Source organism: Staphylococcus canis, from assembly GCF_016238445.1.
GTDB lineage: Bacteria > Bacillota > Bacilli > Staphylococcales > Staphylococcaceae > Staphylococcus > Staphylococcus canis.
Genome location: NZ_JABANU010000008.1, coordinates 78,977 through 91,716, shown reverse-complemented (window position 1 = coordinate 91,716; position 12,740 = coordinate 78,977). Strand labels below are relative to the sequence as shown.

14 protein-coding genes are annotated in these 12,740 nt (G+C 38.0%); 3 read left to right on the top strand and 11 right to left on the bottom strand.

The features are described 5' to 3' along the window. Window positions 1-371, top strand: a 371-nt coding sequence (locus HHH54_RS04585) for an IS3 family transposase (protein ID WP_198617662.1), incomplete at its 5' end; no start/stop codon positions are given. A gap of 41 nt (window positions 372-412) precedes the next feature. On the opposite strand, the gene HHH54_RS04580 is transcribed toward HHH54_RS04585, so the two are convergent. From HHH54_RS04580 to HHH54_RS04530, 11 genes are all read right to left on the bottom strand, one after another. Next, window positions 413-625, bottom strand: a complete 213-nt coding sequence (locus HHH54_RS04580) for a DUF6007 family protein (RefSeq protein WP_198617661.1) — start codon at window positions 623-625, stop codon at window positions 413-415. Between the two features lie 83 nt (window positions 626-708). After that, window positions 709-2,775, bottom strand: a complete 2,067-nt coding sequence (gene ptsG / locus HHH54_RS04575) for a glucose-specific PTS transporter subunit IIBC (RefSeq protein WP_198617660.1) — start codon at window positions 2,773-2,775, stop codon at window positions 709-711. Window positions 2,776-3,044: 269 nt separating this feature from the next. Then, window positions 3,045-3,809 (bottom strand): alpha/beta hydrolase, encoded by a 765-nt coding sequence (locus HHH54_RS04570; protein ID WP_198617659.1) that lies wholly within the window; start codon window positions 3,807-3,809, stop codon window positions 3,045-3,047. A 15-nt stretch (window positions 3,810-3,824) separates the two neighbouring features. Next, window positions 3,825-4,490, bottom strand: coding sequence for an ABC transporter permease (locus HHH54_RS04565; RefSeq protein ID WP_198617658.1), 666 nt, complete (start codon window positions 4,488-4,490; stop codon window positions 3,825-3,827). Continuing rightward, window positions 4,490-5,446: an osmoprotectant ABC transporter substrate-binding protein gene (locus HHH54_RS04560; protein WP_198617657.1), complete on the bottom strand. Its 957-nt coding sequence runs from the start codon at window positions 5,444-5,446 to the stop codon at window positions 4,490-4,492. The genes HHH54_RS04565 and HHH54_RS04560 overlap by 1 nt, the downstream gene beginning before the upstream one ends. 18 nt (window positions 5,447-5,464) lie before the next feature. Next, window positions 5,465-6,100, bottom strand: a complete 636-nt coding sequence (locus tag HHH54_RS04555) for an ABC transporter permease (protein ID WP_198617656.1) — start codon at window positions 6,098-6,100, stop codon at window positions 5,465-5,467. After that, window positions 6,097-7,275 carry a betaine/proline/choline family ABC transporter ATP-binding protein gene (locus tag HHH54_RS04550; protein WP_198617655.1) on the bottom strand — a complete coding sequence of 393 codons (1,179 nt, stop codon included), beginning with the start codon at window positions 7,273-7,275 and terminating at the stop codon, window positions 6,097-6,099. The genes HHH54_RS04555 and HHH54_RS04550 overlap by 4 nt, the downstream gene beginning before the upstream one ends. A gap of 130 nt (window positions 7,276-7,405) precedes the next feature. Further along, window positions 7,406-7,873, bottom strand: coding sequence for a thioesterase family protein (locus tag HHH54_RS04545; protein ID WP_198617654.1), 468 nt, complete (start codon window positions 7,871-7,873; stop codon window positions 7,406-7,408). Window position 7,874: 1 nt separating this feature from the next. Then, a complete protein-coding gene (locus HHH54_RS04540) occupies window positions 7,875-8,840 on the bottom strand; it encodes a 3-hydroxyacyl-CoA dehydrogenase NAD-binding domain-containing protein (RefSeq protein ID WP_198617653.1) in 966 nt (321 codons plus the stop codon). Then, complete coding sequence (locus HHH54_RS04535; protein ID WP_198617652.1) at window positions 8,837-9,724, bottom strand: beta-keto acid cleavage family enzyme; 888 nt, start codon at window positions 9,722-9,724, stop codon at window positions 8,837-8,839. The genes HHH54_RS04540 and HHH54_RS04535 overlap by 4 nt, the downstream gene beginning before the upstream one ends. 206 nt (window positions 9,725-9,930) lie before the next feature. After that, window positions 9,931-10,473 (bottom strand): TetR/AcrR family transcriptional regulator, encoded by a 543-nt coding sequence (locus tag HHH54_RS04530; RefSeq protein ID WP_198617651.1) that lies wholly within the window; start codon window positions 10,471-10,473, stop codon window positions 9,931-9,933. A 300-nt stretch (window positions 10,474-10,773) separates the two neighbouring features. On the opposite strand from HHH54_RS04530, the gene HHH54_RS04525 reads away from it, so the two are divergent. Then, the gene (locus HHH54_RS04525; RefSeq protein WP_232796244.1) at window positions 10,774-11,202 is read left to right on the top strand and encodes a (4Fe-4S)-binding protein; all 429 of its coding nucleotides are present in this window, start codon (window positions 10,774-10,776) and stop codon (window positions 11,200-11,202) included. A 589-nt stretch (window positions 11,203-11,791) separates the two neighbouring features. Beyond that, the gene (locus HHH54_RS04520; protein WP_432813792.1) at window positions 11,792-12,709 is read left to right on the top strand and encodes an FAD:protein FMN transferase; all 918 of its coding nucleotides are present in this window, start codon (window positions 11,792-11,794) and stop codon (window positions 12,707-12,709) included. Window positions 12,710-12,740 lie beyond the last annotated feature (31 nt).

The following is a 12,740-nucleotide window of genomic DNA, read 5'->3' as shown; positions in this document are numbered from 1 at the left end:
ACCCAAATTTAGAATGTGCTTTGTCATCTTTAAATCAGGCTATTAAAAATATACCTGAATTAAATTATCGAACTACAGTACATTCTGATCAAGGTTGGCACTACCAGCATAAAGCTTGGGTAAAAGCGCTCAAAGACAATCATATATTTCAAAGTATGTCGCGTAAAGGGAACTGTTATGATAATTCTCCAATGGAGAATTTCTTTGGCCTATTAAAACAAGAGATGTTTTATGGAGAAGAATTTAATTCTTATGAAGAGTTGGAATTAGAAATCCACAAATATATCAATTACTATAATAACGTAAGAAGAAAAGTAAATTTAAAAGGCAAGACTCCTGTTGAATACAGAAATCTTGCCTTAGGAAAATAGCTTAATCAAAAAGTTCAACTTTTTGGGTTCACTACAAGCGTCTACTTCCCTCTTTTAGCTTTTTTCTTCTTAATAATGTATACAATGTGTGCAGTACCCACTGCACTTAAAATCATAATGATGACATTAATGAGAAATTGCCACCAGTGATCTGATGGTAAATAGTAAAATAACAGACTAAATGGTATGAAAAAGATAAAATCAAGCCATCCAAATGTACGAAGCGATTCATCCAGGTCGTCTTTACGTTCCATATTATACCTCCTAGAATGTTTCGATACATTTATAGTATAACACCCCTATACGTCTATTGTTGACGTCTAAGGGGTGTTTGACATTATTGAACTGTAAAGATTTTATGACCTTTTTCGACTTCAGTTACATCTTCAAATTCAATCATACGATCTTCCAAGTTTGTGACGATAAGTGGTGTCACGATGCTTGGCGCATTTGCTTTAATATAGTCTAAGTCAACTTTCATTAACGGTTGACCTTCAACGACTTCATCATCGACATTCACAAGACTTTCGAATCCTTTACCGTCTAATTTCACGGTATCAATACCGATGTGAATGAGTAATTCTAAACCATCTGTAGATTCTAAACCAATCGCATGTTTTGTAGGGAAAATCGTTTTGACAACACCGTTAAATGGTGCTGAGATTTCACCGTCATGTGGTATGAATCCGACACCGTCCCCCATCATTTTACCTGAGAAGACTTGGTCTGGCACTTCAGATAATGGAATAATCTCACCTTTTCCTGGTGCAGCTACTGTAATGGCTCTTGTGTCATCTACGTGTACTACATTATCTTCAAGCGTATCCGTTGTTGTTGTTTCACTTGGTTTTGTAATTTCACCTGAGATGATACGTGCCATATCATGTTTAATTTGATCTGACTTCGGTCCGAAAATCGCTTGCATATTGTTACCTACTTCAAGCACACCAGCTGCTCCAAGTTCTTTTAATCCGTTAACGTCTACTTGTGATTTATCATTTACTTCTACACGTAAACGCGTGATACATGCATCTAAATGTTTGATATTGTCTTTACCACCCATTGCGTCTAATACGTCAAATGGTAAACGTTGAACAGATGTTTCACGTGATTCTGTTGCTTTATCTTCACGTCCTGGTGTTTTTAAGTTCATTCGTTTAATTAAGAATGTGAATAAGAAGTAATACACTATCGCATAAACTATCCCCACTGGAATAACCCATAACGCATTCGTACGATCCCAGTTTAATAAACCATACAGCACATAATCGATGAAACCACCTGAGAAGGTCATTCCAATTTTAACGTTTAATAGATGCATTACTAAGAACGATGTACCTGCTAAAAATACATGTGCTACATATAAAATTGGTGCTACGAATAAGAATGAGAACTCTAAAGGTTCTGTAATCCCTGTTAAGAATGATGTCAGACCTGCTGATAACATTAAACCAGCAACGATTTTTTTACGTTCTGGACGCGCTTGACGATAAATCGCATACGCTGCTGCCGGTAAACCAAACATCATGAATGGATATTTACCTGTTGTAAACGCACCTGCTGTAAAGGCAACACCATCACGCATTTGAGCCATCCAAATACGTTGGTCACCACGAACAAGCTCTCCTGCTTTATCAACATAACTACCAAACTCAAACCAGAATGGCGCATAGAAAATATGGTGTAAACCGAATGGAATTAAAGCACGTTCAATAATTCCAAAAATAAATGTTGTTAAGACTAAGTTTTTATTTAATAAGAAGTTCGATAAGTTATTGAGTCCATCTTGGATTGGTGGCCAAATGAAACTTAATAATACTCCAGTAATAATTGCGACTACAGATGTTACAATCGGTACAAAACGTTTACCTGCAAAGAAACCTAAAAATTGCGGTAATGTAATATTATAAAACTTGTTGTAACACCAAGCGGCAAGTGCACCAATGATAATACCACCAAACACACCCGTTTGAAGGGTTGGGATACCTAAGACTAGTGCATGTTGCGGTAATTTTTCAGCTTGACTTAATACTGAAGCACCGTCTGCATATGAGTAAATTTGGTCAATTGTGATATTCATGACTTTACCCATTGTGGCATTCATAATTAAATACCCTACAAGTGCAGCCAGTGCCGCTACACCATCTCCGCCTGCAAGACCAAGTGCTGTCCCTACTGCGAATAGTAACGGTAAGTTGTCGAATATGACTTGTCCAGCAGATTCCATAATAGATGAAATCATGACAAACACATCAAGTTTTAACCAAGGGGCTAATGCCACTAATTGGTCATTGTGCATCGCATTCCCAAGTGCGAGCAAGATACCCGCTGCTGGTAAAATCGCAACAGGTAACATTAAGGCTTTACCAATTCTTTGCAATTGGCCGAAAAACTTTTTAAACATTGCTAAAAGCACTCCTCTCAATATAGAACGCATGAAAAAAGGCATGAACAAATACAACCATCCTATAATGATGATTTTGATATTTGCTCATGCCTGTTCGAAACAGTAACACGCTATTCAACTAATCGACTACATTATACACAACAGGTCATCATATGACAATACCTTTTCAAAATATTTTTTTACGTGCCACGATTTTTTTGAAATTTAAGTATAAAAAAAGGATTTGAAGCCTTTACTCCGCTTCAAATCCCCATATTCATAATACATCAATCATTTTGTGTAAACTTTTCAATTACTGTGCGTATCGCCTGATCCCAATACGCATAATCATGGTCACCTTTACCTTCTATAAAAGTATAAGGAATTTGTTTTGAAGTTAAAAACTCTGTAAATGCAACGTTATCCGGATACAAGATATCTTCTGTACCACACATAATAAGTAATTCTGGAATCACTTTACCTTTTGCTTGCGCTTCTTCCACTAAATGATGCGGGCTAAAAGCTTCAAAATCTTCTGTGTCGTTCATATCTACAATATTTTCAAGTGTAAAATCATGCCACTCGAAATCTTGAAGCGCTGTAACATCATAAACTGCAGATAGCGGCGCTGCTTTAGCAAAACGTTCACCTTGCGTAAGCGCGTACTTGATTGTGCCGTATCCACCCATAGAATGTCCTGCAATAAAATGATCTTTTCTTTCTTTTGATAATGGCAGAATTTGATGCGCATAGTCCCAAACTTCTAGAACATAATCGTAATAACGATGACCATGTCTCATATTAGTATAAAAACTATGATCCGCATTCGGCATAATCACCGCAAGTTGATAGTCATTCGCATAACGCTCAATACTCGTATAACGCGTATATGACGTCGCATCGCTAGATAATCCATGTAACAACAGTAACGATTGTAGTGGTTTTGGTGTTTGTTCACGGTCAAAATATGTTTCATCTTCTGGCAAAATCACTACAAAAGACTGATGCATGCCAATGGTTTTTGACTTGTAATTCATATGCATGATAGCCATAATCCACACTCCTTATCAAGATTTTGTCGATTGACGGTGAGAAGGGTCTAAACGTTTTTCTAAAAGACGTAAGGCAATATCAATAATCACAACGATAATTACTATCGGAATCGCCCCCGCTAAAATAAACAATGTCCCATCTGTCGCATTTGTCCCACGAATGATAATGTCACCTAATGTAGGTGCGCCTATAAATGAGCCGACTGCAACAACACCAATCGCAACTACTAACGCGATACGCAAACCGCCAATGATGACAGATAATGATAGTGGTAGTTCAATCATACGTAAAATTTGATTACGTGTCATGCCCATACCTTTTCCAGCATCGATAATATTGCGATCCACACCTGTTAAACCAGTATACGTATTTTTAATAATTGGCAGTAATGCATATAAAAATACTGTGAAAATAACTGTATTCATACCAAGTCCCATACCTAGCATTAATATCGCAAGCATCGCAATAACAGGTACAGTTTGAATCACATTGGCTAATGTGATGACAGCCGTTGATAACTTCCCATATCGTGCAATCACAATGCCAAGTGGAATCCCAATGAGTGCCGCAAAGAGCACACCATATATAGACATCAGCAAGTGATTTAAGAAGAGTTCAAAGAGATAGCCAAAGTTCGTTTGAAAATATTGAATGAGTTGTTGAAATAAATTCCCTTCCATTAGCTTTGGCCTCCTTTCGATTTACTTTGAGCATCATCATCGAAATAGTGATGTGCTTTTAAATAATTTTCTGCCACAACAGCTGGCTCTTGACCTTGGCCATCTGCTTGATAGTTCAGCTTCTGCATTTCTTCTGTCGTAATACGTCCTTCTAACTTTTCAACAATAGGTTTCAGCTCTGGTCGTGCTTTCAATAAATCATTTGTGACAAGTGGACTTGCGTCGTATGGAGGAAAGAAATGAAGGTCGTCCTCTAACACCACCAAGTCATACGCCGCAATTCGTCCATCTGTAGAATATCCTACAGCAACGTCTAGACTCCCTGCATTTAATGCGTCGTATACTAATCCAATCTGCATCGGTCGCACCGTGCCAAAGCTAAAGCCATAATCTTGTTGGAATGCTGGATAACCGTCACCTTCACGACTCATCCAAGAACTATCCATTCCGACTCTGAGTGACTTAGCATGTGCTTTTAAGTCAGAAACGGTTTTTAAATGATACTTTTCAGCCGTATCGCGTGTCACCATTAATGCATACGTATTATCAAATCCATATGAATCAAAAAAAGTTTGATCGTATTGTTTTGTAAATTCACGTTGTACAACGTTCATGGCACGTTTTGGATCTTTGATAGCATCTTGATGTAATGCCCCCGTTAATTCTGTTCCTGTATAACGTACACCTGAAATATTTGCGTCTCCACTTTCTATAGCGTTATGTTGAATAACACTTGATCCTAAATTATTAATTAACGTTGGCTTCACTTCTCCATGAGTGTCATGTTCAATTAATAAACGTAACATATGTGATAAAATTTGTGATTCACTAGTCGCTAATGCGGTAATACTCACTTCATCCTCTGAATGGCTATTATTTAACCCTGGTAAACTACATCCAGACAACACAGTGAGACAGACGATTAAAATGAGTAATCCTTTTTTCATTTGTTTCATAATGTCCTCCTTCAATGATTATCTGGAAATTTTTAATCCTTTAGGTGTCACCCAGTTTTCAATACGTGATAAGCAAAAATCAACAAGCAGAGCGATGAGTGTGACTAAAATCGTTGCACTAATGATCATTTCAGGTTGATATAAGTTCAGACCGTTAAAAATAAAATCACCTAGACCACCAGCACCAACATAACTTGCGAGTGTCGCCCAACTGATGACATACACAGACGATAACCGAATGCCACTTAAAATCATAGGTAGCGATAGCGGTAACTCCACGTCTTTCGTTAATTGAAAGTTCGTCATCCCCATGCTTCGACCAGCTTCTTTGACATTACGATCGATATTTTGTAGACCAATGACCGTGTTATTTAAAATCGGTAACAACACATATAAAAATAATGCAACAATCGCTGGCGTTTTGCCGACACCGAATAATGGAATCATTAAAGCCAATACTGCTAAAGTTGGTATCGTTTGAAGTATCCCTGCAACAGTGAGTGCCATTTTAGATAAGCGCTCAACTCTTGAGATCAAAAGACCTAAAGGTACAGCAACGATAATCGCAATAATTAGTGCAATCACTGAAATATATAAATGTTCAAGCGCTTTCCATAATAATTCGTCACCATTTTCAGCTAAATATGCCATCATGATTGATCATCTCCTGTAGTAGACTGAAGTGGTTGCGTACTATCAACTTCTCCTTCCGCTTCACCCCAAATGCTGTCATACACAATGTCAACAAGATTAGCACGCGTCACGAGTCCTACTAATGTTTGATTGTCACTCGCAACAACAGGCACATTACGCACATTACGTTTTAAAATCGTGCGTACAGAGTCTTGTAATTTACTATCGACCCGTACAGTATAAATATCGCGTTGCAACGTATCAATGAGTGTCTGACGCGCTCGTAATCCTTGGTTGATATCTTCAATATCTAGATAGCCTAATAATTTTTCCTCATTATCAATCACAAAAATTGTATCAACACGACGTTCTCTCATAATGCCTACCGCATCATTTAAGCTACGATCAATATGTACAGTGACCGGTTTAATCATCGCATCTTCTACTGTTCGAATGTTTGGGCGATCTTGAATTAAACGGTTTTGTCCGATAAAGTCACGTACGAAGTCATTTGCAGGATATCTCAAAATATTATCCGGCGTATCATACTGTATAACTTTACCATTCGACATAATACAGATTTTGTCAGCTAACTTAATCGCTTCATCCATATCATGTGTTACAAAAATAAATGTTTTACCGAGTTGTTGTTGTAACTTTTTCACTAAATCTTGTAAAGTATCGCGCGTAATCGGGTCAAGTGCACCAAAGGGCTCATCCATCAAAATAATATCTTGCTCCGCCGCAAGCGCACGCACTACACCGATACGTTGTTGTTGTCCACCCGATAATTGCGATGGGTATTGGTCTAAATATGATTCTGGTAAATCTGCTAGACGAATTAATTCTTTCGCTTTTTGGTCTTTTTTCTCTTGTGACCACTTCAGTAGTTTGGGCACAAGTACGATATTTTCTTTGACCGTCATATGTGGCATTAATCCAATTTGTTGAATAACATAGCCAATGCTTCGTCTCAATTCAACAGGATTCATTTTACGTACATCTTTACCGTCTATTGTAATTTCACCTTCTGTGGCTTCAATCATACGGTTAATCATACGTAAAGCAGTTGTTTTCCCACTACCACTGGTTCCGATAAACGCGACAAATTCCCCAGATTCGATGTCGATGTTCATGTTATCGACAGCTTTTTTGCCGCCTTCATAGACTTTTGTTAAATTTTTGATACTTAACATAAAGTTCAGTCCTTTTCTAAAAATTTGATAATACTCGAGTCATCCGTAATTCAAAATAAAAAGCACACTAAGTATGGTTGCCTTCGTCTGAAGTAACTTCCATTAAGCTTACGTGTGCTTTTAACACTCTTTATTTGTGACGAATGCCGATTTGATGTCCAAGTTGTTTCGGCTTTTCTGTTAATGGTTCAGCTTTATAGGCGTTTTCAATTGCTTGAAACATCGTCTCCTTAAATGGTGCTGGACGACCCGTTACTGTATCTATACCCATTAACATCACTTCATATGTCGCAGTTAACTCATTTTCTTCATTATACATAGACATAAATACGTGAAGTCGTTTCGCATCATAGTCATAAAGCTGAACGCGTACTGTAATCGGCTCAGATTGTTTCATTTCTTTTAAAAATGTTAAATGGTGTTCTAATGTAAACACCGTATATTGCCAGTCTTCAATCGCTTGAGGGGTTAAACCTAGATACGCTAACCAATCATCTGTCGTATCGCTAAAGACGCGACTATACGCAGCATCATTCATATGTTGATTATGATCTACCCACTCAGCTTGGACAGTTGTTTGATATGCATATTGAGTCATATTAACGCACCGCCTGTTTTGATTTCTTTTTCATTGCTGCTGTTTCTTGTGGCCAGTATTGCTCAGCAAGTTGTTTTACTTTAATTAAGAACTCATTACGCTTACTATCAAGCTCTGACATCGAATAGCCTTGAGATGTTGCTTCACTGCCTGTAACCACTTTATCGTAAAGCTCGTCTGTCAATTCAGGTGCCACAAGTTTTGTCCATGGCTTTTTAAGGGCAGGTCCGAATTGTTTAAGCATATGACGCATACCCCCTTCACCACCAGCGAGATGGAATGTCATAAATGGACCGTATTGTGCATAACGTAAGCCCGCAGCATGTGTAAACGCTTTGTCTACTTCTTCTGTTGTTGCGATACCTTCATTGACAATATGAAGTGACTCTCGCCATAATGCTTCCATCAAACGGTCTGCAATGTGCCCTTCAATTTCGTGACGTACGTGTAAGACATCCATACCGATTGCTTCATAAATCTCTTCCGCTTTTTCAAGTGTTGCTTCTGATGTTTCTTTACCACCTACAATTTCAACTAGCGGTAAAATGTAAACGGGATGGAATGGATGCGCTACGACTAAGCGCTCAGGATTTTTCAAGTTTTTTTGAAGTTCTGACGGCATAATGCCTGACGTACTTGAACCAATAATCGCTGAAGGTTTAGCATAAAAATCTATCTCTTTTAAGACATTGTCTTTTACAGATTCAATTTCTGGTACATTTTCTTGAATTAAATCTGCATCTTGTACTGCTTCAGCTAAATTTGTTGTGAATTTTAAGCGGTCAATAGAAGCACCTTCAGCAAGACCTAACTCTTCTGCATAGCTCCAGTTTTGTTTCACTTGAGCAAGCATACGCTCATAAGCATCTTCACTTAAGTCTGTCGCAATCACGTCATGACCGTGGGCAAGCATACGTGTAATCCAGCCACTGCCGATGACACCTGTTCCTACTACTGCAAACTTCATGATTGACCTCCTTTTGGTTGTTTTAAGTTAAATTTTTCGCGTGCTTCACTTGGTGTTAATGGCTCTAAATCATATTCCGCCATAATTTTTTTCGCTTCTTCAACGAGTGCTTCGTTTGTTGCTTTAACACCTTTTTTAATATATAAGTTATCTTCTAAACCAACACGGATGTTACCACCACGTTTAGCTACTTCACGTACAGTAGGTAACTGCATACGTCCAATACCAAATGCTGACCACTCAGCACCTTCTGGAAGACGTGAAATCATATAATCTAGTGTTTCAGGATCATTTTCTGCTCCCCAAGGAATACCTAAGCAAAATTGGAACATTGGGTTATCCACTAGACCTTCTTCAATAAGTTGTTTCGCAAAACGAATGTGTCCTGTATCAAAACATTCTAACTCTGGTTGTACACCTGATTCTTGAACTAAACGTGCTTGATCACGAAGCCATGAAGCTGGGCTTACGTATAATGCGTCACCCATATTCACACTACCGCAATCTAATGTACACATTTCTGGTAGGTTTTCTGCAATTGGACGATGACGTTCTTCTGGTGTTTGCATCCAAGTCCCTTCTCCGCCTCTATCCGGATGTTCTAGGCTTGGTATAAAGTCACCACCGCCGCCTGATGTCACATTGATGATAATATCTTCATCCGCTTCTCGAATTAAACGCACTGCTTCAGCGTATAATTCTGGATCGTGACTAATGCCTCCTGTTTTAGGATCTCTTACATGAATATGCGCAACTGTCGCCCCTGCTCTTGCACATTTAATCGCTGAATCTGCAATTTCTTGAGGTGTTACTGGTACGTTTTCATTTTTTTCAGTTGTATCGCCAGCACCTGTTAACGCTACTGATAACATTACTTTCTTCATAACCAACATCCTTTCGTAAAAAAATCACTGTTGATTACTATACCAACCAGTCGGTTAATAATCAACCCTTTCACTCAAAAAAATTTAAAACATTGTCTCAATATGCATGAACATTAACTTTTTACAAAGCATATCATTAAAAAAAGACCATTAATCAACTGGTATCTTGTTGATTAATAGCCTTACTCACTCATCTTATTGATCTATTAACGGCGTTCAGTATAGGTTTTTAAACGATTCAGTACATCTTCTCTCATTGATTCATCAATGGCACTCATCCCAAATATTTCAGACAACCATAAGCCATCAATCGCTAAACGGATAATTGTCGCATCTACTTTATCCAACTCACCCGTTTCAATTTTACTTTGCCAATCTTGATACGTCTCGATTAATGGTGATAATAATTGCTTGTTCATACCTTGAGCAGCAAGCATCGCTGAGGTGATTGGTGCATTCCCAGTACGATGTTCACGTGTTGCTTCAATAAAGGCATTCAACCACTGTGTTTGCGACTCAGTTTCAGTCTCCTCTAAATTTTGATTGACATTATCTTGATATAAATCATTCGCATAGCGCACTAAATCCTCAATCAATCCGGCTTTACTTTTGACATGATACAGTAAGCCGCCCTTACTCACACCTGCCTTTTCCGCTACAGCATCTAATGTTAAATAATCTGCACCTTGTTCATTCACAATCGTCGCAGCCGCAAGTAAAATTTCTTCTTTTTTAGAACTTCTTGCCATCCCGTTCCCTTCTTTCCTTCTCTAAATCAAAATTAATCTTTTCCTATATGCGCTTACAGAATACCATAAAATAAAATAAAGTGTTAAAAAGGACGATACCCTAATGAACCTATCTACTTTATCGAATTACAGTAAGAGGTGAGACTACCCTCTCACATACGGAAGACTTACCCGATGTCTATAACCATTTATATCTCAATGTTTATGAGCTCATAATCATACTTCATTCCTCCGTTCATATCACTTAACATGAATTTTAAAAATAATTCACAATTCTTTTGAAAGCGGAGGTGATATGCTATGTTAGAAGTAACATTTAAAGAAGAGGTGAGCATTTTGGCTAAACGTTATACAAGTGACGACATTGATGTATTTTACGACATCAAACGATGTATCCATGCTGCAGAATGTATCAAAAACTCACCAGAGGTTTTTGATACAACAAAACGCCCTTGGATCGATCCAACACAATCAGATGCAGATTCAATCGCAAACACAATTGAAAAATGCCCAAGTGGCGCACTCACATACGAACGTAAAGATGGTAAACCAAATGAAAAACACGACCACACAGAAATCACAATGGGCGACGACAACAACATCTATGTTCGGGGAGAAGCCACAATCAAATGGAACGACAACACAATCTTCGTCAACCGCGCCATCCTAAAAGGCGGCAACAACATAAACGAATACCCATTCTACACACTCGAAGACAAAAAACAATAAGGTTGTTGAAAAAGCGGTTAGGATTTGAGTAGAACGTAACAGCTTGTAAAATTGGTTTTTAATTTTATCAAGATGTGGAGTTCTACCGAAAATCCTGCTTTTGAAACACCGTCTATCACCAAGGTCATTGTGAGAGCGCTTTGAATTCTAAAGAACCACTTCATATGGAGTCTCTTACCTAAAGGTTACTAACCACATTAAGACTCCAGATGTTAGTGGTTCTTACAAATGCGTTCAAGCGCATTTGTTCATCTAGAACACCATGACACGTATCTTTTTTTTCGAATGAGTAGGTAATGACTGGATTTTAATACACTACTTCATTATGATGTTGTATGCTTACTGAACATCATAATGAAGTGGTGTTTTTTATTCCATCTTTCTTCGCTAATCTCCCTTTTAAATTTTATATATTGAACACTATTTAATGAATAACCTACCCTATTGAACAAAATTATTAAGACATTATGAACAATGTGATGTTTTTCACATTTATACTTGAAAACGTGTTATACTGACGGTGAATTGCTTAAGTGCTTTAAAGTCTTATTGAATTGTAAGACAAATTAGCATATAAGGGGTGAGTCTTTTGAACACACATCACTTTAAAGCAATGGGCACTCAAATACAGCTTGCGATTGAACATCCAGACGCTACATCGTTATTACAAGAGGCAGAATCACAAATTAAAGTGTGGGAGCAACGGTTTAGCGCTAATCGCGCCTCTTCCGAATTGATGGCCGTAAATCAACATGCTGGTCAATCTCCTGTATCCGTTCACCCAGAACTTTTTGACCTGATTCAGTATGCACATCATGTGACACAATCTTCACAACAAAAAATGAATATTTTAATCGGCCCCTTAGTTAAATTGTGGCAAATTGGTTTTAACGCTACAGATGTGCCAGATAAAGCATCCATTGAATCACGACTGGCATTGATTCATCCAGATGATATGGTTTTAAACGCTGAGGATCATTCTGTTTTCTTAGTGAAACCTGGTATGGAAATTGACCTTGGTGCCATTGCGAAGGGTTATTTTGCAGATGAATTACAATCCTTTTTTATGAAACATGGTGTTAAGCGTGGCATGATTAATTTAGGTGGTAATGTGATTACAATCGGAACATCTCCCCGTGAGACAGATTGGCAAGTGGGTATTCGACATCCCTTTTTGTCCATACCTATCGCAAGTCTCAACATCAGACACCAAGCTGTAGTGACATCAGGCATTTATGAGCGCTACTTTATACATGAAGGACAACTCTATCACCACATATTAGACAGTCGAACAGGTTACCCTGCTGATAACGACATTGCGAGTGTCACAATTGTATCTGACCATGCGATTGACGGTGAGGTATGGTCTACACTTTGTAGTTTTGGTCAGGCTCAACACAACATAGATTTACTAAATCAAATCGACGGCATTGAAGCTGTCATTATCACTAAAGATGAAGACATTTTGTATACGACACAGTTGAAGAACAAATTAACATGGCGTTGAGGCGCATATATTTTTTAGCTTATTATGTGAA

What these genes read in the sequence shown, in the direction of transcription:
- HHH54_RS04565 (WP_198617658.1), bottom strand. Translation starts at nt 4,490, where the DNA reads ATGGAAGGGAATTTATTTCAACAACTCATTCAATATTTTCAAACGAAC.
- HHH54_RS04540 (WP_198617653.1), bottom strand. Translation starts at nt 8,840, where the DNA reads ATGAAGTTTGCAGTAGTAGGAACAGGTGTCATCGGCAGTGGCTGGATT.
- HHH54_RS04555 (WP_198617656.1), bottom strand. Translation starts at nt 6,100, where the DNA reads ATGATGGCATATTTAGCTGAAAATGGTGACGAATTATTATGGAAAGCG.
- HHH54_RS04535 (WP_198617652.1), bottom strand. Translation starts at nt 9,724, where the DNA reads ATGAAGAAAGTAATGTTATCAGTAGCGTTAACAGGTGCTGGCGATACA.
- HHH54_RS04580 (WP_198617661.1), bottom strand. Translation starts at nt 625, where the DNA reads ATGGAACGTAAAGACGACCTGGATGAATCGCTTCGTACATTTGGATGG.
- ptsG (WP_198617660.1), bottom strand. Translation starts at nt 2,775, where the DNA reads ATGTTTAAAAAGTTTTTCGGCCAATTGCAAAGAATTGGTAAAGCCTTA.
- HHH54_RS04530 (WP_198617651.1), bottom strand. Translation starts at nt 10,473, where the DNA reads ATGGCAAGAAGTTCTAAAAAAGAAGAAATTTTACTTGCGGCTGCGACG.
- HHH54_RS04570 (WP_198617659.1), bottom strand. Translation starts at nt 3,809, where the DNA reads ATGGCTATCATGCATATGAATTACAAGTCAAAAACCATTGGCATGCAT.
- HHH54_RS04545 (WP_198617654.1), bottom strand. Translation starts at nt 7,873, where the DNA reads ATGACTCAATATGCATATCAAACAACTGTCCAAGCTGAGTGGGTAGAT.
- HHH54_RS04525 (WP_232796244.1), top strand. Translation starts at nt 10,774, where the DNA reads ATGTTAGAAGTAACATTTAAAGAAGAGGTGAGCATTTTGGCTAAACGT.
- HHH54_RS04560 (WP_198617657.1), bottom strand. Translation starts at nt 5,446, where the DNA reads ATGAAACAAATGAAAAAAGGATTACTCATTTTAATCGTCTGTCTCACT.
- HHH54_RS04550 (WP_198617655.1), bottom strand. Translation starts at nt 7,275, where the DNA reads ATGTTAAGTATCAAAAATTTAACAAAAGTCTATGAAGGCGGCAAAAAA.